This window comes from Cupriavidus sp. KK10 (assembly GCF_018223725.1).
Classification (GTDB): domain Bacteria; phylum Pseudomonadota; class Gammaproteobacteria; order Burkholderiales; family Burkholderiaceae; genus Cupriavidus; species Cupriavidus necator.
Window position 1 is genome coordinate 6,456,920 of the sequence record NZ_CP073677.1, and the last position, 23,083, is coordinate 6,480,002.

The 23,083-nt window shown below is 68.4% G+C and carries 28 protein-coding genes and 1 tRNA gene; 6 read left to right on the plus strand and 23 right to left on the minus strand.

The window, feature by feature from the left end:
* The first annotated feature begins 5 nt into the window (after positions 1–5).
* Entirely contained in the window at positions 6–257 is a 252-nt protein-coding gene (locus tag KB879_RS30150; protein WP_010813430.1) for a hypothetical protein, read from the plus strand.
* A 79-nt stretch (positions 258–336) separates the two neighbouring features.
* Here KB879_RS30150 and KB879_RS30155 read toward each other — a convergent pair whose 3' ends face one another.
* From KB879_RS30155 to KB879_RS30245, 19 genes are all read right to left on the minus strand, one after another.
* Complete coding sequence (locus tag KB879_RS30155; RefSeq protein ID WP_013958312.1) at positions 337–1,014, minus strand: aspartate/glutamate racemase family protein; 678 nt, start codon at positions 1,012–1,014, stop codon at positions 337–339.
* 255 nt (positions 1,015–1,269) lie between these two features.
* Positions 1,270–1,345: transfer RNA gene (locus KB879_RS30160), tRNA-Ala, on the minus strand.
* A 74-nt stretch (positions 1,346–1,419) separates the two neighbouring features.
* Positions 1,420–3,141, minus strand: a complete 1,722-nt coding sequence (soxB, locus tag KB879_RS30165; RefSeq protein WP_211980400.1) for a thiosulfohydrolase SoxB — start codon at positions 3,139–3,141, stop codon at positions 1,420–1,422.
* 61 nt (positions 3,142–3,202) lie between these two features.
* Complete coding sequence (locus KB879_RS30170; protein WP_013958314.1) at positions 3,203–3,697, minus strand: TlpA disulfide reductase family protein; 495 nt, start codon at positions 3,695–3,697, stop codon at positions 3,203–3,205.
* 5 nt (positions 3,698–3,702) lie between these two features.
* Complete coding sequence (gene soxX, locus KB879_RS30175; RefSeq protein ID WP_013958315.1) at positions 3,703–4,365, minus strand: sulfur oxidation c-type cytochrome SoxX; 663 nt, start codon at positions 4,363–4,365, stop codon at positions 3,703–3,705.
* 19 nt (positions 4,366–4,384) lie between these two features.
* A complete protein-coding gene (soxA, locus tag KB879_RS30180; RefSeq protein ID WP_013958316.1) occupies positions 4,385–5,212 on the minus strand; it encodes a sulfur oxidation c-type cytochrome SoxA in 828 nt (275 codons plus the stop codon).
* A 73-nt stretch (positions 5,213–5,285) separates the two neighbouring features.
* A complete protein-coding gene (locus tag KB879_RS30185) occupies positions 5,286–5,738 on the minus strand; it encodes a DsrE family protein (RefSeq protein ID WP_013958317.1) in 453 nt (150 codons plus the stop codon).
* 85 nt (positions 5,739–5,823) lie between these two features.
* On the minus strand, positions 5,824–6,135 hold the full coding sequence (gene soxZ / locus KB879_RS30190) for a thiosulfate oxidation carrier complex protein SoxZ (protein ID WP_013958318.1): 312 nt from the start codon (positions 6,133–6,135) through the stop codon (positions 5,824–5,826).
* A gap of 46 nt (positions 6,136–6,181) precedes the next feature.
* Positions 6,182–6,637 (minus strand): thiosulfate oxidation carrier protein SoxY, encoded by a 456-nt coding sequence (soxY, locus tag KB879_RS30195; protein ID WP_013958319.1) that lies wholly within the window; start codon positions 6,635–6,637, stop codon positions 6,182–6,184.
* A 155-nt stretch (positions 6,638–6,792) separates the two neighbouring features.
* Positions 6,793–7,119 carry a c-type cytochrome gene (locus tag KB879_RS30200; protein WP_013958320.1) on the minus strand — a complete coding sequence of 109 codons (327 nt, stop codon included), beginning with the start codon at positions 7,117–7,119 and terminating at the stop codon, positions 6,793–6,795.
* 117 nt (positions 7,120–7,236) lie between these two features.
* Positions 7,237–8,274 carry a c-type cytochrome gene (locus KB879_RS30205; RefSeq protein WP_211980401.1) on the minus strand — a complete coding sequence of 346 codons (1,038 nt, stop codon included), beginning with the start codon at positions 8,272–8,274 and terminating at the stop codon, positions 7,237–7,239.
* On the minus strand, positions 8,258–9,607 hold the full coding sequence (soxC, locus tag KB879_RS30210) for a sulfite dehydrogenase (protein ID WP_153954253.1): 1,350 nt from the start codon (positions 9,605–9,607) through the stop codon (positions 8,258–8,260). Before soxC ends, KB879_RS30205 begins: the two co-directional genes overlap by 17 nt.
* Positions 9,608–9,715: 108 nt before the next feature.
* On the minus strand, positions 9,716–10,135 hold the full coding sequence (locus tag KB879_RS30215; protein WP_013958323.1) for a metalloregulator ArsR/SmtB family transcription factor: 420 nt from the start codon (positions 10,133–10,135) through the stop codon (positions 9,716–9,718).
* Positions 10,136–10,182: 47 nt separating this feature from the next.
* On the minus strand, positions 10,183–11,073 hold the full coding sequence (locus tag KB879_RS30220; RefSeq protein WP_211980402.1) for an EamA family transporter: 891 nt from the start codon (positions 11,071–11,073) through the stop codon (positions 10,183–10,185).
* 115 nt (positions 11,074–11,188) lie between these two features.
* On the minus strand, positions 11,189–12,454 hold the full coding sequence (locus KB879_RS30225; protein ID WP_013958325.1) for an NAD(P)/FAD-dependent oxidoreductase: 1,266 nt from the start codon (positions 12,452–12,454) through the stop codon (positions 11,189–11,191).
* Positions 12,455–12,469: 15 nt separating this feature from the next.
* Entirely contained in the window at positions 12,470–12,820 is a 351-nt protein-coding gene (locus KB879_RS30230; RefSeq protein WP_013958326.1) for a c-type cytochrome, read from the minus strand.
* A gap of 167 nt (positions 12,821–12,987) precedes the next feature.
* Positions 12,988–13,848, minus strand: a complete 861-nt coding sequence (locus tag KB879_RS30235) for a BON domain-containing protein (RefSeq protein WP_013958327.1) — start codon at positions 13,846–13,848, stop codon at positions 12,988–12,990.
* A gap of 46 nt (positions 13,849–13,894) precedes the next feature.
* Positions 13,895–14,482, minus strand: a complete 588-nt coding sequence (locus tag KB879_RS30240; RefSeq protein WP_211980403.1) for a phosphoheptose isomerase — start codon at positions 14,480–14,482, stop codon at positions 13,895–13,897.
* Entirely contained in the window at positions 14,479–14,940 is a 462-nt protein-coding gene (locus KB879_RS30245) for a YraN family protein (RefSeq protein ID WP_211980404.1), read from the minus strand. Before KB879_RS30245 ends, KB879_RS30240 begins: the two co-directional genes overlap by 4 nt.
* 18 nt (positions 14,941–14,958) lie before the next feature.
* Here KB879_RS30245 and rsmI point away from each other — a divergent pair, with 18 nt between their 5' ends.
* Entirely contained in the window at positions 14,959–15,867 is a 909-nt protein-coding gene (gene rsmI, locus KB879_RS30250; RefSeq protein WP_211980405.1) for a 16S rRNA (cytidine(1402)-2'-O)-methyltransferase, read from the plus strand.
* A gap of 87 nt (positions 15,868–15,954) precedes the next feature.
* On the opposite strand, the gene KB879_RS30255 is transcribed toward rsmI, so the two are convergent.
* Complete coding sequence (locus tag KB879_RS30255) at positions 15,955–16,722, minus strand: septal ring lytic transglycosylase RlpA family protein (protein WP_194946812.1); 768 nt, start codon at positions 16,720–16,722, stop codon at positions 15,955–15,957.
* Between the two features lie 281 nt (positions 16,723–17,003).
* Here KB879_RS30255 and KB879_RS30260 point away from each other — a divergent pair, with 281 nt between their 5' ends.
* From KB879_RS30260 to KB879_RS30270, 3 genes are all read left to right on the plus strand, one after another.
* Positions 17,004–17,654, plus strand: coding sequence for an MBL fold metallo-hydrolase (locus KB879_RS30260; RefSeq protein WP_013958332.1), 651 nt, complete (start codon positions 17,004–17,006; stop codon positions 17,652–17,654).
* A gap of 4 nt (positions 17,655–17,658) precedes the next feature.
* Complete coding sequence (locus KB879_RS30265) at positions 17,659–18,315, plus strand: exonuclease (protein WP_211980406.1); 657 nt, start codon at positions 17,659–17,661, stop codon at positions 18,313–18,315.
* A 207-nt stretch (positions 18,316–18,522) separates the two neighbouring features.
* The gene (locus KB879_RS30270; RefSeq protein ID WP_010812133.1) at positions 18,523–18,750 is read left to right on the plus strand and encodes a hypothetical protein; all 228 of its coding nucleotides are present in this window, start codon (positions 18,523–18,525) and stop codon (positions 18,748–18,750) included.
* An 83-nt stretch (positions 18,751–18,833) separates the two neighbouring features.
* Here the strand turns inward: KB879_RS30270 and arsC are convergent, their stop codons facing one another.
* Positions 18,834–19,199, minus strand: a complete 366-nt coding sequence (gene arsC / locus KB879_RS30275; protein WP_013958334.1) for an arsenate reductase (glutaredoxin) — start codon at positions 19,197–19,199, stop codon at positions 18,834–18,836.
* Between the two features lie 174 nt (positions 19,200–19,373).
* Between arsC and KB879_RS30280 the strand changes: the two genes are divergently transcribed.
* The gene (locus KB879_RS30280) at positions 19,374–19,955 is read left to right on the plus strand and encodes a GNAT family N-acetyltransferase (protein WP_013958335.1); all 582 of its coding nucleotides are present in this window, start codon (positions 19,374–19,376) and stop codon (positions 19,953–19,955) included.
* A gap of 495 nt (positions 19,956–20,450) precedes the next feature.
* Here KB879_RS30280 and KB879_RS30285 read toward each other — a convergent pair whose 3' ends face one another.
* Both KB879_RS30285 and KB879_RS30290 read right to left on the minus strand, forming a co-directional pair.
* Positions 20,451–21,719 carry a M20/M25/M40 family metallo-hydrolase gene (locus KB879_RS30285; protein ID WP_013958336.1) on the minus strand — a complete coding sequence of 423 codons (1,269 nt, stop codon included), beginning with the start codon at positions 21,717–21,719 and terminating at the stop codon, positions 20,451–20,453.
* A gap of 57 nt (positions 21,720–21,776) precedes the next feature.
* Positions 21,777–23,033 (minus strand): allantoate amidohydrolase, encoded by a 1,257-nt coding sequence (locus tag KB879_RS30290; protein WP_013958337.1) that lies wholly within the window; start codon positions 23,031–23,033, stop codon positions 21,777–21,779.
* Positions 23,034–23,083: the final 50 nt, after the last annotated feature.

Below are 23,083 nucleotides of genomic sequence, written 5' to 3' on the forward strand. Positions count from 1 at the left end.
CAACGATGGCGATTCGGTCACTTGCCTCGCACAGCACATCCCAGCTGCGCCGCCTGGTCGGACAGATGCAGGCGGAAGTCGATGCATTAGAGAACCTTTCCACCCCTGACGCCGACGCGCAAAGCCGCCTTGGCTATGCCATCGGCCGCCTGCGCGACGGCATCGAGGCGGTCGAGGACGCGCTGCAGTCGCTGCGCGCGCTGCAACAGGTACGGCCGTCGGCGATGAAGGCCCGCCGGCCGACCCGGGTGGCCTAGCCTACCCGCGCCTGCACGCTGGCGCGATCCACACGGCCGGGCAGATCACTCGCGCTCCTAGTTGTCCCCACGGGCCGGCTCACGCCGCCGGACAATAGCGCAGCGCCTGCGACATGGCTTCGCACGCGGCCGGCACCGGGCCGATGACCGGAATCGGAAAGCGCTGGCCCAGCGCCCGGGCGGCCTCGCCCAGCGGGCCGCCGCCGATGATCACGGCTTGCGCGCCATCGGCGCGGATGCAGGTATCGACCGCGCCCGCCAGCAGGTCTTCCTGCTGCTGCGGCGTGCCGCCCAGCGCGCGCGGATCCCCCTCGGTGAAGCGCGCGCCGGTGAAGAGTTCGTCCAACCCCTGCCGGCGCACGCTGGCGCTGATCGACGCCGCCAGCCGCGGCGTGGTGGTGGCAATGCCGAAGCGCCGCCGCCCGGCCGCGGCCGCATGCATCGAGGCTTCGCCGATGCCCACCACCGGCACCGACAGGTGCGCGCGCAGGGCCTCGATGCCGGGGTCGCCGAAGGCGCCGACGATCACGCCGTCGGCACCGCCGGCCAGTCGCAGCATGTCTGCATCGCAGATCGCCTCAGCGGCCACGGCAAGATCGTCTTCGTCGATGATCATCGGCGCCCCGCGCGTGACCGTCGCGCCGACCACGGCCGGCGGCGCGGCCATGGCCTGCGCGAACCAGGCGCGCGCGATCTCAACCATCATCTGCGTGGTGGCGCTCGACGTATTCGGGTTGATCAGCAGGATGTGGCTCATGGATGTCTCTTGAGATTCAGGATTGCCAGCGCAGGTACATCGCCAGCGGGTGGCCCGATTTCCTGTTGGCTTGCATGGGATCGAACAAGGCCCCGGCGGGTGTGGATTGACGGCGGCACAAGGCGCGTACGCCTGTGCCGAGGGGTCAACGATAGCGTATGGCGGCTGCCAGCGCGAGATGGCGGACAGCGCAGGCGGCAGAAACACAAAAGCCCCGGAAAGCGTTGGCTTTCCGGGGCTTTTGCGCGGGATATCTGGTGGACCGAAGGAGGATCGAACTCCCGACCTCTGCATTGCGAACGCAGCGCTCTCCCAGCTGAGCTATCGGCCCGTGGCGGTTGATTGTAGCGTAATACGGCGGCGCCCTTCAATCCTCGCGGCGGCGCATGAGGGTGCTGTGCAACATCAGGCTGCCATGCCCGGATTGCCGTCCATGCCGCGCACGCGCGGCAGGTTCAGCGGGCGGGCGCTGACTTCCTTCGTGCTGCGCAGCCACTGCGCCATCACGTCCCAGATCGGGGCGCCGCCGGCCTGGCGCGCCTCTTCGGCCACCGGGGCCCAGCCCGCCACCTTGTAGGTCTTGCCGGCTTCCAGCGGCTTGCCGCCCAGGCGCATGTCGCTGATGCGCTTGCCCATGCCGGCGGTCGGATCGATGGTGTACTGCAGCCCACCCACGCGAACCATGTCGCCGCCCTGCTGGTAGTACGGGTCGGGGTTGAACAGGTTGTCGGCCACGTCTTCCAGGATGGTCTTGATGGTCTCGCCGCTCATTTGCGTCACCGTGGTGTACGGGTAGGTGATGGCGGTCTGGTCCATCAGGTGTTCCATGGTGATGGCCTCGCCCGGCAGCAGCGTGGTGCCCCAGCGGAAGCCCGGCGAGAACGCGATCTGCGCGCCCTGGGCCTGCATCAGGCCGTCCAGGATCAGCTGGTCGAAGGTGCCGTTGAAGTTGCCGCGGCGGTACAGCAGGCCGCGGTTGACGGCCAGCACTTCGCCCAGTTTTTGCTCATAGGGCGCGCGAACCTTCTTGATCAGCGCGTCCATGGCAGGGTCGGCCGGCAGGTAGTTGGCGAACACCGGCAGCAGCCGGTAGCGGAAGTCCGCGACCTTGCCGCCCTTCACGTCAAAGTCCAGCACGCCGAGGAACTTGCCGTTGGAGCCGGCATTGGTCACCAGCGTGGTGCCGCCGGCATTCTTCACCGGCACCGGCGCCGGCATGCCGTCATGGGTGTGGCCGCCCAGGATGGCGTCGAGCCCGCGCACGCGCGAGGCCAGCTTGAGGTCCACATCCATGCCGTTGTGGGACAGCAGCACTACCGCCTGCGCGCCCTTGCCGCGCGCTGCGTCGATGACCTCCTGCAGGTTCTCTTCCTGGATGCCGAAGGTCCAGTCCGGCACGAAGTAGCGCGGATTGGCAATGGGCGTGTACGGGAAGGCCTGGCCGATGATGGCCACCGGCACGCCGTTGATCTCGCGGATTACATACGGATCGAACACCGGATCGCCGAAATCGTTGGTCTTGATGTTCTGCGCCAGGAAGGCGACCTTGCCCTTGAAGTCCTTGTCGACGATCTCCTTGACGCGGTCCGCGCCGAGGGTCATTTCCCAGTGCGGGGTCATCACGTCCACGCCCAGCGCCAGTGCGGCATCGACCATGTCCTGGCCTTTGGTCCACAGCGCGGTGGCCGAGCCCTGCCAGGTATCGCCGCCGTCCAGCAGCAAGGCGCCCGGCCGGCCCGCCTTCAGCCGTTTCACCAGCGTGGCCAGGTGCGCAAACCCGCCGACCTTGCCATAGCGGCGCGCGGCCTCGTTGAAATCCAGGTATGTGAACGCATGCGCCTGCGGCGTGCCGGGGCGGATGCCGTACTGGCGCAGCAGCGCGTCGCCGACCAGGTGCGGCGGCTTGCCAGCATAGTCGCCGATGCCGAGGTTGACATTGGGTTCGCGGAAGTACACCGGCCGCAGTTGCGCATGGCAGTCGGTGAAATGCAGCAGGTGGACGTTGCCAAAGCGCGGCAGGTCGTACATGGCCTCGGCGGCCTGCGCGGCGTGCGCGTCTTGATGGGGGAACGTCATGCCGCCGGCGCCGGCAATGGCCAGCACCTGCAGGAACTCGCGTCGGTTCATGTCTCTTCCTGGAATTGGCGGTGGCGGTCGGCCCGTGGCGCGAGCGTCCGCCATCGCCTGGCTATGGCCGCGCGTACCGCTCCAGCGCCGCCACGTCGTCTTCAAGCATTTCGCCCACTTCCTTCTGCACCACGCGGCCACGCGCGTCGATCACGTACAACTCCGGCAGCCCCTTGCGCTTGCCGAACACGGCCTGCAGCGCGGGCGAATCCATCGTCGCCGGGAAGGTGTAGCCGCGCTTCTTCATGTAGTCGGCGGCCTCGCGTGGATCCTTGTCGATGCTGATGGTCAGCACCTGCAGCGGCGTGCCGCGCGTGCGTTCATGGAGCTTCTGCAGGCGCGGGTTCTGCATCGCGCAGAAAGGGCACCACGAGGCCCAGTACTCGACCACCAGCGGCTTGCCGGCCAGCGCGGCGGCGCTGAGGGTGCGGCCGTCGAGCGTGCGCACGTCGGGCAGGCGCACGGTGTCGCCCACCTCCAGCGCTGCCGCGCCTGCTGCAGCGCCGGCCAGGCTGAAAGCCAGCAGCCAGCGCAGCAACACGGCAGGCGCGCGCATCGGCCTTACTGGTTGACCGGCGAGGCCGGGTCGAGCAGCAGCGCCATCACGTCGCGGATCTGGGCTTCGGTCAGGATGCCCTTGTGGCCGAAGCGCGGCATGTTGGAGCAGGCGGCGTAGGCGCTGGAGTCCCAGATCTTGCCCCAGGTGTACTTGATGACCTCCTGCGAGTTGCCGCGCAGCTTGCCGTACTGGTACAGCGACGGACCGATATTGCCGAACGAGATCTCGGCCTTGGTCATCTGGTGGCAGGCGTAGCAATTGCCGCCGTTGGTGCCGCCGACCTGGTCGGTGAACTGCATGCCGCGGCCGTTCTGGGCGACCTTTTCGCCTTCCTTCCAGTCGCCCAGCCATTTGTCTTCGGCGGGGTATTTCACCTGCTTGAGCTCGGCGGCTTCGATCTTCCTGGCAAGCTTTGCCGGCACCTTGGTGCGGTCCGGGTACTGGCTGCAGGCCTGCTGCATGCCGTCCTGGTTGAGCACGCCCTCGACCGTGACGGGGCCGCGCGACGAGAACGAGTCCTCGATCAGGTGCTTCATGTCGGCGCCGCTGACGGCGGCGGGCTTGCCCTTGGGCGTGCGGGCCTTGGTGCTGTCCTGCGCGTTGGCGCCGGTTGCCAGCAGGGTGGCCAGGGCCGCGATGGCCAGTGCCTGGTGTTGTCGTTGCATGTTGTCTCTCCCGTACTGGTCAGCGCTTCATCGCCGGGCCGTCGTAGGTCCCGCCGTTGGCGTTCTTCGCCAGGAACATGGTCAGCGCGGTGATCACGTCCGAGCCATAGGCGGGTTCGGGAAAGCGCTGCTGGCGCAGGCAGTCGTACAGGCGGTGCTGCATGGTGCGGACCTCGCCCTGCGAGACGCGGTAGGCGGGCCAGGTGGTGTAGGCCGCCTGCGCGCCCTTGTCGGTCAGCAGGTTGGGCAGGTCCTGCAGGCGGATGCGCTGGCCGTCCACTGCATGACAGGTGGCGCAGGCAAAGTCATAGGCGCCGCCGCGGTAGAAGAACATCTTCTCGCCCAGCGCATAGGTGCGCTTTTCTTCGGGATGGCTGAGCTGCACGTTCATCTTCACGCCGCGCGACTCGCCGGTCAGGTAGGCCACCAGGCGCTCGATCTCGGACGGCTTGCCCGACGACGAGAACGGGTTCTTCGTTGCCTCTTCCTTGGTCAGCCCCTGCAGCGTCATGCGGCAGTAAGCCAGCCGCTGCTCCAGGTCCATCACCTTGCTGGCGTCCTTGAAGTAGCGCGGCAGCTCGGCGTAGGCGCCCTTCGTCACGCCCGGGCCCTTGCCCAGGTCACACTGTTCCAGCGAGGCGTTCTTCGGGCCGGCCGGCTTCTTCCACAGCTCTTCGCCGGCGGCTTCCCACAACTCGGCGGGATTGCCTTCGGCCAGCATCTGGCGGTACTTGGCGATTTCTTCGGCGGTGCTGCCCTGCGCATGCACGGCGGCGGCAGAGGCCACCGCAGCGGTGGCCGCCGCGGCCAGCGCGGCGCGCCGGGCCAGGCTTCGGATGGTGTTCATGGGGCTTCTCCTCGCGACCTCGCACCGTGGCGGGCCGTTCTCTCTCTTGTTGCCGGAAGCTACGCCGCCCGGCTCAGGGCTTGATATAGGCGTAGCCTTCTTCGGCCTGCAGGCGCGCAATCTCGACCACGCCGGCCGGTACCACCTTGGCTTCCATCAACAGGCTCGATTCCGGGATCTTGCGCGCCGTCAGCGTATTGCGGCACACGCGGAACTCCACCCCGGCCGAGGCCAGCGCGCCCACCGGGCCGTCAAAGGTGTTGCCGCGCGCATCCTTGGCGCCTTCGACCAGGAAATCGATGCCGTAGCCGAACGCGACCACCACGATCTTCGTTCCCGGCGCGCCGTTCAGGTGGTTGCGCAGGTTGCCCATCGCGCGCACCGCCTGGTCGATGCCTTCGGACAGCTGGTACACCACCTTCACGCGCCCGCCCTTGCCGGCGGACGGGGCAGCCTGCGCCGCCGCCCTGGCGCTCAGGCCGATGGCGGCCAGTGCCGCCGATGCTCGAATAAATGCTCGCCGCATGTTGTTCCTTCCCGCCGGGCCAGTCCCGGCATCCGTCCCGAACCTTAGCAGAGGACGGCATGGCCTGCCGGCCGCGGAACGGCTGTCAGGCGATGGTCGCTTCGTCGGTGCGCTTGTCGCCCTTGTTGTCGATCCAGGTCACGGCGACCTTGTCGCCCTTGGCGCCGCCCTTGAACTTGAAGTTCAGGAACGGGTCCTTCGACACCGCCGGTCCGAACTGGGCGCGGAACACTTCCTTGCCCTTGCACTGGGCGGTCACGGACTGGATATGCCAGGCCGGCACGACCTTGCCGGACGCGTCCTTGCGCTGGCCGGTTTCCATGTCGTGCTTCATCAGAATCTTGACGTCAACCACGCCGCCGTTTTCGGTGGCGCGTACGCGCATCGGGTCTGCCATGTGTTTCTCCTGTTGCAGTTTGGGAATCTCGATCCGGGGCGCGGCGTCAGCCGCCGCAGCCGCCCAGCGTGACCTTGATTTCCTTCGATGCCACGTACCACTTGCCGCCGGCCTTGACCGCGGCATGCACGACCGAGGTCTGGCCCATCTTCACGCGCGTGGAGACGAACGGCTCCGTGCCGGCCGGGATGACGAAGTCGGCGGCCAGCGTGTTGGGGTTCTTTTCCACCAGGATCGCGATCTGCTCGGTATCCGGGATGGTGCTGGTCACGGCCACCGGCACCACGGCGCCGTTCTCGGCGATATCGGGGGCGGTGAAGGTGATGGCGGTGCTTTTCTCGGTGCCGCTGCCGCCCAGCGCCTTGATCACGTCGGCAACGCTCTTGCCGTCAAAGGCGTTCTTGTTCCACTCGGCCGCCTGCGCTTCGCTGATCAGGCCGGTGGCGGCCATCAGCGACAGGACAGCGGTGACCCGCAGCACTTCTCGTCGTTTGGAATTCATTCTTTGCTCTCCGGCTACTCCGTTCCAGTCGGTCGATGACCGCTTCGGGGATCTTCATGCGGCCGGTACATGGCCGGCCGCTGGTCTGTCCTGGCCGCGCGGCATTCACCGCCCGGCCTGGTGCATCGGCGGACTGCCCGCCTGGTCGGTCAGGCTTACTTGGCCGGGGCGCCAGCCAGCACCCACTCGACCACGGTCTTCAGGTCGGCGTCGCTGACCGCCGCATTGGCGGGCATCGGCACCGGGCCCCAGACGCCCGAGCCACCGCTCTTGACCTTCTTGGTCAGGGTCGCGAGGGCGTTCTTGTCGCCCTTGTACTTGGCGGCCACGTCCTTGTAGGAAGGACCGACCAGCTTCTTGTCGACCTGGTGGCAACCCATGCAGGCGTTCTTGTTGGCGATCTCCTGTGCCTTGGCGGCATCGACCGCGTGGGCCGATGCGGCGGCGCCGAGCATCAGCGCTGCGATGACAAACTGCTTCATTGTTAAGCTCTCCAAACTCTGTAAAGCCGTGGGGACGGCAAAGGCCGCTGGGTCGTACTGCAATGGCTTCGCGGCACACACTGGCCGCCGCCCGGGGGCACTGCGGTGGCCAGTCCGCTATTTTGCCTCAAGAATCCAGCCCACCATGGCCTGCACGTCCGAATCCGGGATCTGCGGCTGCGGCGGCATCGGCACGCTGCCCCATGCGCCCTGCCCGCCCGCCTTGACCTTGCGCGCCAGCGCGGCATGCGCGTCCTGGCCCTTGTACTTGCCGGCGATGTCGGCAAAGGACGGCCCCACCAGCTTGCGGTCCATCGCGTGGCAGGCCATGCACTGGTACTGGCCGGTGAGGCGCGCGCCCGGCGCGCCCGGTTCCGAAGACGCTGATGCAGCACTTTTCGATGCGGCATTGCCCGCGGCCACGCCGCGCACCGGGCCGAAGGCCCGCTGCTGCTGCGCCAACTCGCCATGGGCATCGCGAGCATAGTCCGGTATCGACGAGGCAATCACCACCTTGCCGGTACAGTCCTTCATGCAGGCCGTATTGCGCGTGTCCGGGCGGCCGCGCCCCGGCCACAGGCCGTGGCCGGTGGTCATGCCGTCGCGGTTGGGCATGCGCCGCTGGACCTCGGCGATATTGGCGTCAGACAGCGTGAAGTCGGCCGGGACGATCTCGCCCAGGTGCAGCATATAGGCGGTGACGGCGTAGACGTCGCTCACGCTCAGGCTCTTGGGCACATTCCACGGCATGGCACGGTGGATGTAGTCCCACAGCGTGCTGACGGTGCTGACCTTCATCAGCGTGGTGCGGTACGGCTGGTTGCCGGTCATGCCGGCCACGCGGCCGCGCCTGATGTCTTCGGCCGTGGTGCCGCCGACCAGCGGCGAGAACACCTCGTTGGATTCACCGAAGTCGCCGTGGCACGACGCGCACTTGCCGTCCCAGACCTTCTGCCCCTGCGCCACCGTGCCGCTGCCCCTGGGCAGGCCCTGGAAGTCCGGGCGCACGTCGATGTCCCACGCGGCGACTTCGGCGGGCGAAGCGGTGCGGCCAAGCGCCGCGCGCGCGTCGGCCGTGCCTGCCCAGGCCGGGGCGGCGCTGACGGCTGCCAGCACCAGGGCAGCGGCGGTCCTGAACTCAGCCCACATGGACATTGGACACCTCGCCGCCTGCTGCCACCTGCCAGCTCTGGATCGCGTTGTTATGGTAGATCGAGCGCGTGCCGCGCACCGCGCGCAGCTGCCCCAGCTTCGGCTGCACGTAGCCGGTGTCGTCGATGGCGCGGCTTTGCAGGATGGCGGGGCCGCCGTCCCAGACCCAGTCCAGGTTGAAGCGCGTCAGGCACTTGGACAGCACCGGCGCCTCCAGCCGCGCGGTGCGCCAGTTGCGCCCGCCGTCGGTCGAGACATCGACACGCCTGATGCGCCCGCGCCCCGACCACGCCAGCCCGCTGATGTTGTAGAAGCCCTTGCCCACCAGCTGCTGCCCGCCCGAAGGCGTGGTGATGACCGACTTGCACTCCTGGATCGAGGTGTACTGGCGCAGCTTGCCGTCCGGCATCATGTCCACGTAGTGGATGGTCTCGTCCTTGGCGTTCCAGGGCTGGTCGCCCAGCTCCAGCCGGCGCAGCCACTTGACCCACGACACTCCCTGCACGCCCGGCACCACCAGGCGCAGCGGATAGCCATTCTCGGGGCGCAGCATTTCGCCGTTCATGCCCCAGGCGACGATGATCTCGTCGGCCAGCTCCATCGGGATGGTGCGCGTCATCGACGAGCCATCGCCACCTTCGGCCAGCAGGTAGCGGCCGCGGCGCAGGTCGGCGCCGGCATCGTCCAGCAGCACCCGCAGCGGCACGCCGGTGAACTCGCAGCACGACAGCATGCCGTGGGTGTACTGGACCGTGGGCACGGCCACATTGCCCCATTCCATGCCGGTATTGGCGCCGCATTCGATGAAGTGCATGCGCGACACCGCCGGCAGGCGCATCAGGTCGTCCATGGTGTAGACGCGCGGCGTGCGCACCAGGCCGTTGAGCATCAGGCGGTGACGGGCCGGGTCGATATCGTGCCAGCCCTGGTGGTGGCGCTCGAAATGCAGGCCGTTGGGCGTGATGATGCCGAAGAAGCCCTGCAGCGGCGCGAAGGCCACCGAAGCGGCAGAGACGCGCGTCAGGCCCGGCGACTCGCGCCGGACCAGGTTTTTCTCATGCACGGAGGGTTGCCCGTACGGGCGTGCCGCCACCGGCTGGCCGAGCGAGGTGGCCCAGGGCTGCGGCTGCAGGATGGCGGGATCGCCGTCGGCCGCCAGCGCCTGGCGGCCCGCCGTGGCGGCGGCAATCCCCGCGGCCGCGCCCAGGAAGCTCTTGCGCAGGAAGTCGCGCCGCGGCGCGTCCAGGCCGTGCCGGCCGATGTCCTGCTGCAGCGATGCGCTGACGAAGTGCTCGGGCGCGGGCACGATGCGCCCGGGCCGGTTCCGTTCCTGCAAATCAGTCTCCTCCGGCGCGCTCGCCACGGTCCTATGGACCGGTCGGCGTGCCTGTTATCGGGCCGCTGCAACGGGTGCGGCAGCGATCCGTTTGCCGGAAGAGCTGAGCTAGCCAGCGGTGCGCCGCCTGCGCGCCGGGGCTTCGGGTGCCGGCTGTGCCATGAAGCGGTCGACCACGCCGGAGGACAAGGCGCTATCCTCCAGCCGGCTCGCCACCTGCACGCAGACCGTGCGGCACAGCTCGATCACGCTTTCGTCCGCAATGGCATAGAACACCAGGTTCGCCTCCTTGCGGCGCGACAGCACGCCCGAGCGGTACATCGCGTTGAGATGCCGCGACACATTGGTCTGCGACGAACCCACCGTCTCGACCACCGTGCTGACCGGCTTCTCGCCATCGCACAAGGCGTGCAGGATCTTCAGCCGCGTCGGCTCCGCCAACAGGCTGAAGTAGCCCGATACCTTTTCGAATACGCGATCCAGCTCTTCCATGGCATCCAATATATTCGTATATGCGTGAATGCGCATATAGTGTTTACCCACTGATGCAGCACAGCATAAGCGCGGCGGGCGGATCAGCGGCGCGCCAGCGCCCTGCCCGCCCACAGGCGCTGGCCGAACACATTGAGCAGCAGCCCGGCCATCACCACTGCCGCGCCCGCCCACTGCGCGCCGGAAAGGTCCTCGCCCAGCAGCACATGCGCCGACACCAGCCCCACCACCGGCACCAGCAGCGTTAGCGGCGCCACCTGGCTGGCCGGGTAGCGCGTCAGCAGGCGGCCCCACATGGTGTAGCCGAACACCGTCGCAGCAAAGGCCAGGTAGGCCACGGCGAACACGGCCATGCCCGACACATGGGTGACGCTCTGCATGATGCGCGCCGGGCCCTCGACCCACAGCGACAGCAGCGCGAACGGCACGATCGGGATCAGCGCGCCCCAGATCACCAGCCCCAGCAGGTCGACCGGGCCGATCTTCTTGCTGACGATATTGCCGCTGGCCCAGCAGAACGCCGCGCACAGCGTCAGCACGAAGCCCGCCACGCTCATGCCGCCGGCGCTGCCGGCACCGGCTCCGATCAGGGCCAGCCCGCCCGCCGCCACTGCCATGCCCGCAATGTTGTGCCAGCGCACCGGCTCGCCCAGCCACAGCGCCGCAATGGCCAGCGTGAAGAAGGCCTGCGACTGCAGCACCAGCGAGGCCAGTCCGGCCGGCATGCCGACCGCCATGGCGTAGAACAGGAAGGCGAACTGGCCCAGGCTGATGGTGACGCCGTAGGCCAGCAGCAGCCGCCACGGCACGCGCGGGCGCGGCACGAAGAAGATCGCCGGGAACGCCACCAGCAGAAAGCGCAGCGCACCCAGCAGCATCGGCGGCATGCCCGCTAGGCCAACCTTGATCACGACGAAGTTGACGCCCCAGACGCAGACAATGGCGAGGGCGAGGAGACGGTCTCTGGCTTGCATGAGGGGGCTGGGGGTGCGGCCCGGCGCAGTGCCGGACAAAACCCATAGGGTAGCAGCCCGCGGCCTTCGGGGCATGGCTCGCGCCTGCCGCGCGGCAGGGCGAGCCGTCCTGCCCCTACCCCAGCATCTCCGCCCAGATGCCCTTTGCCCACGCCAGCGCGTAGTCGCCTTCGAGCTGGTTCGGCGCCTCCGACAACCCGCCCGATCCCGGCACCGTGACCATGGTCTTCTGCGCCGCGTCATAGCGGTGCACGCTGGCCACATGCACCGCCTCGCGGTCGGAGGTGAAGCTGTAGCAGGTGTTGTTGTAGAGCGGCTGCGGGTCAGGTGCCCGGCCCGACAGCAGCGCGACCATGGCCGCGGCCGCGACCTTGCCGTGCTGGTTGGCCATATGGCCCGACTTGGGCATCAGCGGCGCGATCTGGATGGCATCGCCGATCACGTGGATATTGGCCGCGGCGCGCGACTCGAAGGTGACGAAGTCCACCTCGCACCACTTGCCATTGGCCGTGGCCAGCCCCGCCGACACCGCGATCGCGCCGGCGCGCTGGGGCGGCAGCACGTTGAGCACATCGGCGCGCTCGTCGTCCTGCACGTCGAACTTGAGCGTGCGCGTGGCGGGGTCCACATCCACCGCGTTGAACTGCGGCCGGTATTCCACCAGGCCGGGGTACTGCGACGCCCACACCTTGCGGAACAGCCCGGCCTTGGAGGTGATGTCGGGGTTGGCATCGAGGATCAGCACCTTGCTGCGCGGCTTGTGCTGCCTGAAGTAGTACGCCACCTGGCAGGCGCGCTCGTACGGTCCCGGCGGGCAGCGGTACGGCGCCAGCGGGATGCTGATGACATAGGTGCCGCCGTCCGGCATGGCCTCCAGCTGGCGGCGCAGCGCCACGGTCTGTGGGCCGGCCTTCCAGGCGTGCAGGACCTGGTCGCCGCCGGGCTGCTTCAGCCCGGGCAGCGCATCGCTCATCATCTCGACGCCCGGCGACAGCAGCAGGCGGTCGTACGGCAGCGTGGAGCCGCCCGCTAGGCGCACGGTCCGCTTGGCCGGGTCGATGGCCACGGCGGTATCGCGCACCAGCCGCACGCCGTGGCGGCGCACCAGCGCGTCGTACGGCAAGGTCAGGTCCGCCAGCTGCCGGCTGCCGCCGAGCACCAGGTTCGACAGGGGGCAGGAGACAAAGGCCGGATTGGGTTCGACCAGCGTGACCTCGATCGCCTGTCCGCTCCACTCGCGCAGGTAGCGGGCGGCGGTGGCGCCGCCGTAGCCGCCACCCACCACCACCACCTTGGCCGGCGACGCGGCGCGTGCCGCCCCGACCCCGACCGAACCCAGTACTGCGGCGCCCGCGGCGCCCAGGAAGCTTCGTCTTTGCATGGTAGTCCCCCGCTGTCAGCGCACCGCGGCGAACCACGCCGTGATGGCCGCGATCTGGTCGTCGCTGTAGCCCTTGGCAATCTGGTGCATCACCGTGGCCGGCCGCGTGCCGGCTTTGAAGGCCTGCATCTGCGCGGCCAGTTCCGCCTGCGGGCGGCCGGCCAGCGGCGGGATCGTGCTGCCCGCTGGCGCCCGCCCGGCGGGGCCGTGGCAACTGGTGCAGGCAGCGGCCTGGCTGCGCGCACGCAGCGCGGCATCGGTGGCAGGGGCGGCGCTGTCTGCCGGCAGCGCCGGCCGGGCGCCGCACAGCGCCGCGGCCAGCAGCGCCAGCCGCAGCAACACAGCGGGCCGGGGGAAGATTGTCATGGTCTCGCTCCGTGTGGGGGCCGGCGCTGGACTCCGCTGGGGGCGGCCGGCGTGGCAACCGTAGCACATCGGGCGGGGCGGTGTGCGGTGAAAACCGCAGAAGGACAAACGGCGTCCGCATGAGCGGACGCCGTCGAGATCGGCCCCGGCAGCTGGACGGGGGGCGCTCAGGGCAGGTTGCGGCCCGGCGGCAGTGTCACCGGCGAAGTCACCGGTGCGGCGACCGGGCTGGTGGTCGCCGCCGTGCCAGCGGCGGCACCGGCCGGCGCATCGACCGGACCGCCCACGCCCGGCACCGACTGCACCGGCGCCGGCGTGCCGACATTGCCGTCGAACGACGGGTTCTGCGAGGTGGAAGCCGCGTCCAGGCGCGCGCGCTCGGTGTCGTTGACGTAGTCGAAGGCCTTGACCACCTTGGTCACGCCCGAGGCATTGCGCGCCACGTCGGTGGCGCGGTCGCCCTCGGCCGCGGTCACCACGCCCAGCAGGTAGACCACGCTCTTCTCGGTGGTGATCTTGATCGAGTTGGACGGCACGCCCTCGGCGGTCATCATCAGCGTCTTGACCTTGCTGGTCAGGTAGGCGTCCTGGCTCTGGGTCATGAAGCCGGGCGAGTTGACGATCTCAAGCTCGTTGATCACCACGCGCGCATTGGGCAGGCCGCGCACGTACTGTTCGATCTGCTGCTTGACGTTGTCGTTGCTGGCTTCGCCGGTCAGCAGCACCTTGCGGTTGAACACGGTCACGTTGACGCGTGCCTGGCCGCTGTAGCGCGAGTTGATGGTGCTCTCGGCCTCGAGCTGCAGGCCGCGGTCCACGGTCTGGGTGGCGGCCGGGCGACGGTCGGTGGCCATGGCCACGCCGGTCCCCATGGCGCCGGCGATCACGGGGAAGCAGCCGGCGAGCTGGGTGGCGCAGACCAGCACGGCCGCCGCGGCCAGGCTGGCGCGGCCCAGGCCGGCGGTGCGGGAAGGATGGCGCGCGCCGGCGCCGTTCCGGGGGGCTTGCGTAGTGGGCAGGTTCGTCATGCGGTCCTTGCTGTGGCTGGATGTTGGGAATGGAAGGAAGGCAGGATCAGGCTTCCCCGAGCAGTGCCTCGTCGATGCCGTCGCACAGGCAATGCAGGGTCAGCAGGTGCACTTCCTGGATGCGCGCGGTGCGCTCGCTCGGCACGCACAGGTGGATATCGAATTCATCGAGCAGGCCGGCAATGGTGCCGCCGCCCTTGCCGGTCAGCGCAATCACGGCCATCTCGCGCTGCCGCGCGGCTTCGATGGCGGCGATCACGTTGGCCGAATTGCCCGAGGTGGAAAGCGCCAGCAGGATGTCGCCGGGCTGGCCCAACGCCTCGACCTGCTTGGAAAACACCTTGCTGAAGTCATAGTCGTTGCCGATCGCGGTCAGGATCGAGCTGTCGGTGGTCAGTGCGATCGCGGCCAGGCCTGGGCGCTCGCGCTCGAAGCGCCCGACCAGTTCGGCGGCAAAGTGCTGCGCATCAGCTGCGGAGCCGCCGTTGCCGCAGGCCAGGATCTTGTTGCCGCTGGTCAGCGCGCCGACCATGCGTTCCACGGCGGCGGCGATATAAGGGGCCATCACCGCCGCAGCCTGTCGCTTGGTCTCGGCGCTGTCTAGAAACTGTTGCTGGATACTGTCGATACTCATGGCTCTGGGGGCCTTGTTGTTGCCATTGCGATCCGCGGATCGTACCTCAGGGTCTGCCACGCATATGAAACAGCCCCAGCAGCATTCTGGTCAAAGGCATGCTGCAGCCAGTCCAGCCGGCCGGGTTCCAGGGCCACCACGTCGAAGCGGCACGGCGGCACCTGCGCCAGCGTGGCCAGGTAATGCGCGGCCGCCAGCAGCACGCGACGCTGCTTGGCCGGCGTGACGCTGGCGGCGGCGCCGCCGAAGCCCCGGCCGCTGCGCCGGCGCACCTCCACGAACGCCAGCGTGCCGTCCGGCGCCCGCATGACCAGGTCGATCTCGCCGCCTTTGCAGCGATAATTGCGAACCACGGGCTCCAGGCCCTGGCGCCGCAGGTGTGCCAGGGCCCGGTCCTCCGCCTGCGCACCGCGTAGCTGTGTGGTTTGCAACTGCGTGGTGGATTTGAATGATCGCATCAACGGAAGTTCTCAAGCATGAGTGACTGGATCTCCCTGGCGGCCAGCCAGTCCTACCCGGCCGGCACCCTTTATGTCGTGGCCACGCCCATCGGCAACGTCGCCGACCTGTCGCTGCGCGCGCTGCATGTGCTCGGCCTGGCCGACGCCGTGGCCTGCGAAGACACCCGCAATACCGGCCAGCTGCTGTCGCGCGTGGGCCTGCAGCGGCCGCTGGTGGCCGTGCACAAGCACAACGAGCGCGAGGCCGCGGTCCGCATCGCGGCGCGCCTGGCGGCCGGCGAGCGCATCGCCTACGTCTCGGATGCCGGTACGCCGGGCATCTCCGACCCGGGTGCGCGCCTGGTCGAGGCGGTGCGCGCCGCCGGCCATCCGGTGGTGCCGTTGCCCGGGCCCAGTGCCGCGGTGGCCGCGCTGTCGGTGGCGGGCGACATGCTCGATGCCGGCGAGGGCCGCTTCACCTTTGTCGGCTTCCTGCCCAACAAGCCCAAGGCGCGCACCGAGGCCATCGCCCGGCTGGCGGCGCTGGACCACGCCTGGGTCTGCTACGAGGCGCCGCACCGCATTGCCGACACGCTGGCCGCGCTGGCCGCGGGCCTGCCAGGCGAGCGCCGGCTGCTGGTCGGGCGTGAACTGACCAAGCTGTTCGAGGACATCGCGGTGCTGCCAGTGGCGCAGGCGCCGGCCTGGCTGGCCGCCGACCCGAACCGGGCCAAGGGGGAATTCGTGCTGGTGGTGGAAGGCGCTGGCGTCGCAACGGCCGCGGACGGCTTGCCGGATGCCGAAGCCCAGCGCGTGCTGGCGCTGCTGCTGGCGGAGCTGCCGGCCAAGCGCGCCGCCAAGCTCGCGGCCGCCATCACCGGCGCCGGCACCGATGCGCTCTACCAGCTGGCGCTGGCGCAGCGCGCGGGGCAGGCACAGGACTGACGCGGCCCGCGCGTGGTCCCGGGATGGGGAGGAGGAAGGTAAAGCGGAGGTGTCAGCGCGCGGCGGCATGCGGCGGCGCTGCGCTGGTCAGCGCCGTGTGCGCTTGACGGTCTTGCCGCTGGCCCTGGTCCACTTGCGCGCCTTGGCGGGCGCCAGCGAATTGGCCAGTTCCGGCACGGATACGTCGTCGTCGCCGCTGCCGTCGCCGGCCTCGGTGCCGCCGGCCTCGACCTGCGGACCCAGCGCGGCCACTTCGGTGCGCGTCAGGCGGCGGATTTCAACGTTGGTGGCGCCGCGGTCGACGAAGCCGAGGCGGCGCGCAGCGCCGAAGGACACGTCCAGTACGCGGTTGCCGTGGTACGGCCCGCGGTCATTGATGCGCAGCACTGCTACCTTGTTATTGCGCAGGTTGCGCACCAGCACCCAGCTGTCGAGCGGCAGCGAAGGATGGGCGGCGGTCATGGCGCGCATGTCGAAGCGTTCGCCGTTGGCGGTCTTGCGGCCGTGGAAGCCCTTGCCGTACCAGGACGCGACGCCGCGCTGCTCGAACGTGCCGATGTCGGCGCGCAGGCCTTCCAGCGAGCTGCCGCTGCGGCCTTCGTCCGCGTCATAGCCGAACAGGTTCCAGCTGCCGCTGTCCGAGGCACGCGCGGACTTGTCGGCGTCGGTGCGATCGGTCCTGCCGGCCTTGCCGCTCTTCGTCGCGCGCGTGGGCACGGCGCCTGCGTTGTCGTTGCTTGCGTGGTCGCCTTCAGGGGGCGTGGCACAGGCGGCCAGCACCACGGCGCATGCGGTGCATGCGCCGAGCTTGGCAAGCCGTTGCCAGCGCTTGGCGAGAGCGGAGATCCGTAACATGGGCGGCAGTCTAACATTGACTCTTTACGACTATCTCTTTCAATTTGTTACGAAGTCTGTGCGATTTCGCACCATCGTGGCCTATCTGCCCGGAATCCCGCTTGTGGCAAGGGATTTCCGCCCGAGACGGGGCTTTCGCACGGGTAACGCATAAAGCACGCGGCTTGCCTTGCGGGCGGTGAATCGCCGCCCGGCGCTACAATGCTGGGCACCGCCCGCCGTTCGTGCGGGCCAGTCCGTGGCGCCCGGCCAGAAGGCGCCCGGCGCACAAGAAATCGTCCATGAAAGCCCTGCTCATTCCCGTCACGCCCTTCCAGCAAAACTGTTCGCTGCTGATCGATGAAAGCACCGGCCGCGCCGCGGTCTGCGATCCCGGCGGCGACCTGGATCGCATCCGCGCGGCGGTCAAGGAGCAAGGCGTCACGCTGGAAAAGATCTTCCTGACACATGGCCATGTCGATCACTGCGCCGGCGCCGCGGCGCTCGCGCGCGAGCTGGGCATCCCGATCGAAGGCCCGCAGCAGGACGAGCGCTTCTGGATCGAGCAGCTGCCCGAACAGACGCGCCGCTTCGGCTTCGGCCAGGCCGAGAGCTTCGAGCCAGACCGCTGGCTGGAGAACGGCGACACCGTGCAGTTCGGCAACGAGACGCTGGAGGTCTACCACTGCCCCGGCCACACGCCCGGCCACGTGGTGTTCTTCTCGCGCGCAAACCGGCTGGCGGTGGTGGGCGACGTGCTGTTCGCCGGCTCGATCGGCCGCACCGACTTCCCGCGCGGCAACCACGCCGACCTGATCCGCTCGATCCGCACGCGGCTGTGGCCGCTGGGCGAGGACGTAACCTTCATCCCCGGCCACGGCCCGGTCTCGACCTTCGGCGAAGAGCGTCGCAACAACCCCTACGTGGCTGACCATCTGATCGACGTGGGCTGACGCCATGGCCAAGCGACAGGCGCCCGACACCCGCCCGGAGATCTACGTCAGCACCGACGTGGAGGCTGACGGCCCGATCCCGGGCCCGCATTCGATGCTGTCGTTCGCGTCCGCGGCGATGCTGGCGGACAAGACCGTGGTGGGCACGTTTTCCGCCAACCTCGAGACCCTGCCCGGCGCCGCCGGCCACCCGGTGCAGATGCAGTGGTGGCAGACCCAGCCCGAGGCCTGGAGCGCCTGCCGGCGCGACCTGCAGCGGCCCGAGGACGCCATGGTCCGCTATGTCGAATGGGTCGAGAGCCTGCCCGGCAAGCCCGTCTTCGTGGCCTTCCCGGCCGGCTTCGATTTCACCTGGATGTTCTGGTACATGATGCGGTTCGCCGGGCGCTCGCCCTTTGGCTGGGCCGCCCTCGACATCAAGACGCTGGGCTTTGCGCTGACCGGGCGCCCCTATCGCAAGACCGTCAAGGCGGCCTTCCCGGCCGCCTGGATGGATCCGCTGCCGCACACCCATGTGGCGCTGGACGATGCGCTCGAACAGGGTGCGCTGTTCTGCAACATGCTGGCTACGCTACGTGAGCGCGAGGGCGCACTGGCCAGCCTGGTGCCCGACGAGGAAACGGACGGTAGCGAGCCCTCACCTTCGCCCGGGCAACCCTGAATCGGTTGCTGCGCCGCGGCAGCCCCGGCGGCACGCCCCTTGCAGGCTTGCGTTAGCATCTGACGCCAGCGCGCCTATAGTAGAAGCGGATATGGCGTACCGGGCGAAACGAGCCACAGACTATCCGGCGCACTTGCGCAGCCACGCCATATGCCATTTGAGCCATGTTGCCCGGATCGCGCGGCGCCTGCCGAGGAGGTGTCGATCATGCGTTTTCATACCGACCTGCACTTGAGAGACCTGGCCGGCCGGATTCATTGGCCGCATGCCACGCGGGGCGCCACACCCATTACCCATCGCCACACCTCGGATGAGGACGCCGAAGTTGCCAAGGCCACGCTATACGTCAGCACGGTGACGCTGGTGGTGCTGCTGGTCGTGCTTGCGGCCATCGCTTTCGGTCAGGAGGCCATGCACTGGCTGGGTGTTCATTAGACGACCCGCCTGAAGCTGTTTGCCTCAAGCACCGGCCGGCCCCCACAACGTGGGGGCCGGTTTTATTTGGGGCCGTGCATTGGCTAGCTCAGGCCCAGCAGCGGTGCCACGTTCTCGGGCGGCCGGCCGATCGCGGCGCGGCGGTTGCGCACCACCACCGGACGCTGCAGCAGGATCGGGTTGTCAGCCACGGCCGCCAGCAGCTCGGCCTCGGTCAGGCCGGGATCGGCCAGGCCCAGCTCGGCATACGGCGCTTCGTTGTCGCGCAGCATCTCCCGCACCGGCACGCCCAGCATGGTGTGCAACTGGCGCAGCGTGGCCAGCGACGGCGGCTCTTTCAGGTATTCCACGATTTCCACCGGTTCGCCCAGCCGCTCGCTGGCGGCCTGGACCAGGGCGAGCGTTTCGCGCGACTTGGAGCAGCGGGGGTTGTGGTAGATGGTGATCATGGCAGGGTCCTTTCTTGTCGTTGCCGTGCCTCGCCCCGGGGCGTTGGCACTAATGCGGTGCAAATCAATCCGCACTATATACAAGACACCGGCCCTCGCGCAGCATCACGCTGGTGCATGTGCCCGGCACGCATCCTGCGTTGCCCCAAGTCCTTGCATAGGGCGCCATTCCCGATGACTTCCACTACCCTTTCCGCCACGACGCCGTCCGCCGGCACGCGCAAACCCTTTACCCTGCGCGACGCCACGCCCGCCGACGTCCCCGCCATCCACGCCATCTACGCGCACCATGTGCTGCACGGCCGCGCCTCGTTCGAGGAAGCGCCGCCGGGCCTGGACGAGATGCAGCAGCGTTTTGCCGAAGTGCAGCGCAAGGGCCTGCCCTACCTGGTCGCCGTGCGCGACGGCGAGGTGCTGGGCTATGCCTATGCCTCGTCCTACCGCGCGCGCAGCGCCTACCGCTTTGCCATCGAGGACTCGATCTATATCGACCACCGCCGCGTCGGCGAGGGCCTGGGCCAGGCCCTGCTGGCCGAACTGGTCGCCCGCTGCGAGACCGGTCCCTGGCGCCAGATGGTCGCCGTGATCGCCTGCACCGCCGGCGGCGAAGGTGCCGGTTCGCTGGCCGTGCATGAGCGGCTGGGCTTTCGCACTGTCGGCCGGCTGGAGGCGGTGGGGTTCAAGCATGGGCAGTGGATCGACACGGTGCTGATGCAACGGGTGCTGGGGGCGGGGGCGATGACGCTGCCGGGATAAGAGACTTTTCCGTTGTTGCGGCAGACGAGTCTGCTTGAGCGATGGGATGGCAGTCTGAAGAATGGCTATGGTCAGAGCACCTCATCGGAACCTGCCCATGCCCAAGAAAACTGACTTCACCATTACGCTGGATGCAAAGCTCAAATTCGCATTCCTGCAGGCGATCGAGGTTGAACAGCGTCCCGCTTCGGATGTAATCGCTGACCTGATGCTCGTGTACTGGAGTTTTGCGAGCATGTCTACGATGACGACGACTACCTGCGCGCCAAGGTTGAAGCAGGCAGAGCGAGCATCCGAGCTGGGGAAGGAATACCTCACGAGCGAGTCGAAGCCGAGTTCGCGGCCTGGCGGGCGGAAATACTGCAGAGTCCCGGAATGGCAGACTAGAAGTGAGCGGCGGGATCAATCCCATCCCGCCCGCATCAAACAAAAACGCCACGGATTCCTCCATGGCGTCTTGCGCAGCAAAGCCCGGCGCCTTCCGGCGCCCAAGCCTTACTTCATTAGGTCCGACAGCGCCAGCGCCACCACCTTGGTAGCGCGGTTCAGGTCGTTCAGGCGCAGGTTCTCGTCCGAGTTATGGCCGCGGGCTTCCATCAGCGTGCGCGGGCCGGCGCCGTACAGCACGGTCGGGATGCCGCGCTTGGTGTAGTGACGGGCGTCGGTGTAGAGCGGCACGCCTTGCACCGGGATCTCCACGCCGAACACGGACTCGGCACGGCTCTTCAGGGCGCCGATCAGCTTTTCCACGCCCGGCAGTTCCGACAGCGGCTCGGCCAGGATGATGCGCTCGACCTTCACTTCGATGCCCGGACGGTCCTTGGCGGCCTTTTCCACCACGGCGCGGATCTCGCCTTCGGCGTCGAAGCCGATTTCCTCAGGGATCATGCGGCGGTCGACGCGGAAGGTCACCAGGTCAGGCACTACGTTGGTGTTGATGCCGCCCTTGATCAGGCCCACGTTCAGCGTGGCGGTGTCGATGCCCGGCACCTTGGACTTGCGCGTGGCCAGCTCGGCACGCAGGCCGTAGATGGCTTGCAGGATGTGGGTGGCGGCTTCGATCGCGTCCACGCCGGTGTGCGGCATGGCGGCGTGGCCCTGCTTGCCCTTGACCGTCACTTCGACGTGCAGGCAGCCGTTGTGCGACGAGGTGATGCCATACGAGAAGCCGGCCGAGATGGCGTAGTCGGCCTTGCTCAGGTTGTTGTCGAGCAGGAACTTGGGACCGATGTCGCCGCCGGTTTCCTCGTCATAGGTGAACTGCAGCTCGACCGCGCCGTTGATCGTTGCGCCCTGCTTCTCGGCCTCCATCAGCGCCAGCACGGCGTAGGTGTAGGTGGCGAAATCCGACTTGGACACCGCCACGCCGCGGCCGTACATGACCGGGCCGTGCTCGCTGTCTGCCACTTCGCCGCCGTACGGGTCCTTGGTCCAGCCCAAGCCCGGGGGCACCACGTCGCCGTGGGCGTTCATGGCGATGGTCGGGCCGCCCGTGCCGAACTGCTTGCGCACGACCAGGTTGGTGGCGCTGATCATGCCGGCTGCCTTCACCAGCTCGTCCGGCACCTTGTGCGCCTCCACCGTGAAGCCCAGCCCCTCCAGCAGTTCCTTGGCGCGCTTGCCATGGGCGTCGCAGTCGCCTGCGGGGTTGTCCGAGGGAACCTTGACCAGTTCGGCCAGGAAGGCTTCCTGTTCCGGACGGTGCTGGTCGATGAATTGCGTCAGCGTGGTTTCAGTCGGGTTCATATTGTCTCGTGCGGTCATGACTTGTTCTCTTAACTACGGAGGAGGGTTCGGGTGGGTTCCGGGGAGTCTGCTGGCTTACTGCGGCAGGCGGAAGTGCTCGACGAAATCGCTGAACACGCGCGCGGACAGGGCTGCGTCCTCGGCGGTCATGGTTTCGGTGGGATGGTGGCTGATGCCGCCGTTGCCGCAGCGCACAAACAGCATGGCGACGTCGGCGATGGCGGCAATGGCCATGGCGTCGTGGCCGGCGCCCGACGGCAGGTGGCGCACCGGCACGCCCTGGCGGGCAATCGCGGCGGCCCATTGCTCTTGCAGCCACGGGGCACACGGCACACTCTTCGCCTCGTGGGTCTTGCGCACTTGCGCGCGCACGTTGCGGCGCGCGCACACACGCTCGATCTCGGCCAGCACGTCGTTGGCGGCGGCCTCGCGCTCGGCATCAATGCCCGAGCGGATGTCGATGGAGAACACCGCATGGCCGGGCACCACGTTGGTGGCGCCGTTGGGCACGTTGAACTGGCCGACCGTGCCGACCAGGCCCGGCTTGCCGCCGCAGCGCTTCTCGATATACAGGCCGATCTCGGCCCCGGCCATGGCGGCGTCGCGGCGCATGTCCATCGGCACCGTGCCGGCGTGGCCAGCCAGGCCTTCGAGCTCGACGATAAAGCGGGTGGCGCCGGAGATGGCGGTCACCACGCCCACCGGCAGGTTTTCATTGAGCAGCACCGGACCTTGTTCGATATGGACTTCGATGAAGGCCGCGACCTGGCTGCGGTCATGCCTGGCGGCGGGCAAGGCAGCGGGGTCGAAACCGGCCTCGCGCATCACCTGGCGCATGGTCTTGCCGCTGTCGTCGACGTTGTCCAGCACGTTGTTGTCGAAGGTGCCGGCGATGGCGCGGCTGCCCAGCAGCGTGGCCTTGAAGCGCACGCCCTCTTCCTCGGCAAAGCCGACCACCTCGATCGCAAACGGGAAGCGCTTGCCCTGGCGGTTCCATTCGGCCACGCACGCGGTCGGCAGGATCACGCCGAGGTTGCCGTCATAGCGGCCGCCGTCGCGCACGGTGTCGAAGTGCGAACCGGTCAGCAGCGCTGGCGCGTCGGGCGTGGTGCCCTCATAGCGGCCGATCACGTTGCCGGCGGCGTCGCGCCGCACCGTCATGCCGGCCTGCTGCATCCATTCGGTCAGCTGCGCGGCGGCGCCGTGGTGGGCCTCGGTCAGGTAGGTACGGGTGAGCATGCCGGGCTGCTCGGTGTGGACGGCCAGGGCGTCGGCCCAGGCCATGATGCGCGTGCCAGTCTCTGCGGCGGACGGCGACGGATTTGCTGCCATGCGTTGTCTCCTGCTGGAAGTGCGTGAACGCCGCGGCGGGTGGTCCGGCA

What these genes read in the sequence shown, in the direction of transcription:
- KB879_RS30280 (WP_013958335.1), top strand. Translation starts at nt 19,374, where the DNA reads ATGACTTCCACTACCCTTTCCGCCACGACGCCGTCCGCCGGCACGCGC.
- KB879_RS30150 (WP_010813430.1), top strand. Translation starts at nt 6, where the DNA reads ATGGCGATTCGGTCACTTGCCTCGCACAGCACATCCCAGCTGCGCCGC.
- soxB (WP_211980400.1), bottom strand. Translation starts at nt 3,141, where the DNA reads ATGAACCGACGCGAGTTCCTGCAGGTGCTGGCCATTGCCGGCGCCGGC.
- KB879_RS30185 (WP_013958317.1), bottom strand. Translation starts at nt 5,738, where the DNA reads ATGCGGCGAGCATTTATTCGAGCATCGGCGGCACTGGCCGCCATCGGC.
- KB879_RS30155 (WP_013958312.1), bottom strand. Translation starts at nt 1,014, where the DNA reads ATGAGCCACATCCTGCTGATCAACCCGAATACGTCGAGCGCCACCACG.
- KB879_RS30270 (WP_010812133.1), top strand. Translation starts at nt 18,523, where the DNA reads ATGCGTTTTCATACCGACCTGCACTTGAGAGACCTGGCCGGCCGGATT.
- arsC (WP_013958334.1), bottom strand. Translation starts at nt 19,199, where the DNA reads ATGATCACCATCTACCACAACCCCCGCTGCTCCAAGTCGCGCGAAACG.
- KB879_RS30205 (WP_211980401.1), bottom strand. Translation starts at nt 8,274, where the DNA reads ATGTCCATGTGGGCTGAGTTCAGGACCGCCGCTGCCCTGGTGCTGGCA.
- KB879_RS30285 (WP_013958336.1), bottom strand. Translation starts at nt 21,719, where the DNA reads ATGACCGCACGAGACAATATGAACCCGACTGAAACCACGCTGACGCAA.
- KB879_RS30230 (WP_013958326.1), bottom strand. Translation starts at nt 12,820, where the DNA reads ATGACAATCTTCCCCCGGCCCGCTGTGTTGCTGCGGCTGGCGCTGCTG.
- rsmI (WP_211980405.1), top strand. Translation starts at nt 14,959, where the DNA reads ATGAGTGACTGGATCTCCCTGGCGGCCAGCCAGTCCTACCCGGCCGGC.
- KB879_RS30290 (WP_013958337.1), bottom strand. Translation starts at nt 23,033, where the DNA reads ATGGCAGCAAATCCGTCGCCGTCCGCCGCAGAGACTGGCACGCGCATC.
- KB879_RS30255 (WP_194946812.1), bottom strand. Translation starts at nt 16,722, where the DNA reads ATGTTACGGATCTCCGCTCTCGCCAAGCGCTGGCAACGGCTTGCCAAG.
- soxZ (WP_013958318.1), bottom strand. Translation starts at nt 6,135, where the DNA reads ATGGCAGACCCGATGCGCGTACGCGCCACCGAAAACGGCGGCGTGGTT.
- KB879_RS30170 (WP_013958314.1), bottom strand. Translation starts at nt 3,697, where the DNA reads ATGCGCGCGCCTGCCGTGTTGCTGCGCTGGCTGCTGGCTTTCAGCCTG.
- KB879_RS30265 (WP_211980406.1), top strand. Translation starts at nt 17,659, where the DNA reads ATGGCCAAGCGACAGGCGCCCGACACCCGCCCGGAGATCTACGTCAGC.
- soxA (WP_013958316.1), bottom strand. Translation starts at nt 5,212, where the DNA reads ATGAACACCATCCGAAGCCTGGCCCGGCGCGCCGCGCTGGCCGCGGCG.
- KB879_RS30235 (WP_013958327.1), bottom strand. Translation starts at nt 13,848, where the DNA reads ATGACGAACCTGCCCACTACGCAAGCCCCCCGGAACGGCGCCGGCGCG.
- KB879_RS30220 (WP_211980402.1), bottom strand. Translation starts at nt 11,073, where the DNA reads ATGCAAGCCAGAGACCGTCTCCTCGCCCTCGCCATTGTCTGCGTCTGG.
- soxY (WP_013958319.1), bottom strand. Translation starts at nt 6,637, where the DNA reads ATGAATTCCAAACGACGAGAAGTGCTGCGGGTCACCGCTGTCCTGTCG.
- soxX (WP_013958315.1), bottom strand. Translation starts at nt 4,365, where the DNA reads ATGCAACGACAACACCAGGCACTGGCCATCGCGGCCCTGGCCACCCTG.
- KB879_RS30240 (WP_211980403.1), bottom strand. Translation starts at nt 14,482, where the DNA reads ATGAGTATCGACAGTATCCAGCAACAGTTTCTAGACAGCGCCGAGACC.
- KB879_RS30215 (WP_013958323.1), bottom strand. Translation starts at nt 10,135, where the DNA reads ATGCGCATTCACGCATATACGAATATATTGGATGCCATGGAAGAGCTG.
- KB879_RS30245 (WP_211980404.1), bottom strand. Translation starts at nt 14,940, where the DNA reads ATGCGATCATTCAAATCCACCACGCAGTTGCAAACCACACAGCTACGC.
- KB879_RS30225 (WP_013958325.1), bottom strand. Translation starts at nt 12,454, where the DNA reads ATGCAAAGACGAAGCTTCCTGGGCGCCGCGGGCGCCGCAGTACTGGGT.
- KB879_RS30260 (WP_013958332.1), top strand. Translation starts at nt 17,004, where the DNA reads ATGAAAGCCCTGCTCATTCCCGTCACGCCCTTCCAGCAAAACTGTTCG.
- KB879_RS30200 (WP_013958320.1), bottom strand. Translation starts at nt 7,119, where the DNA reads ATGAAGCAGTTTGTCATCGCAGCGCTGATGCTCGGCGCCGCCGCATCG.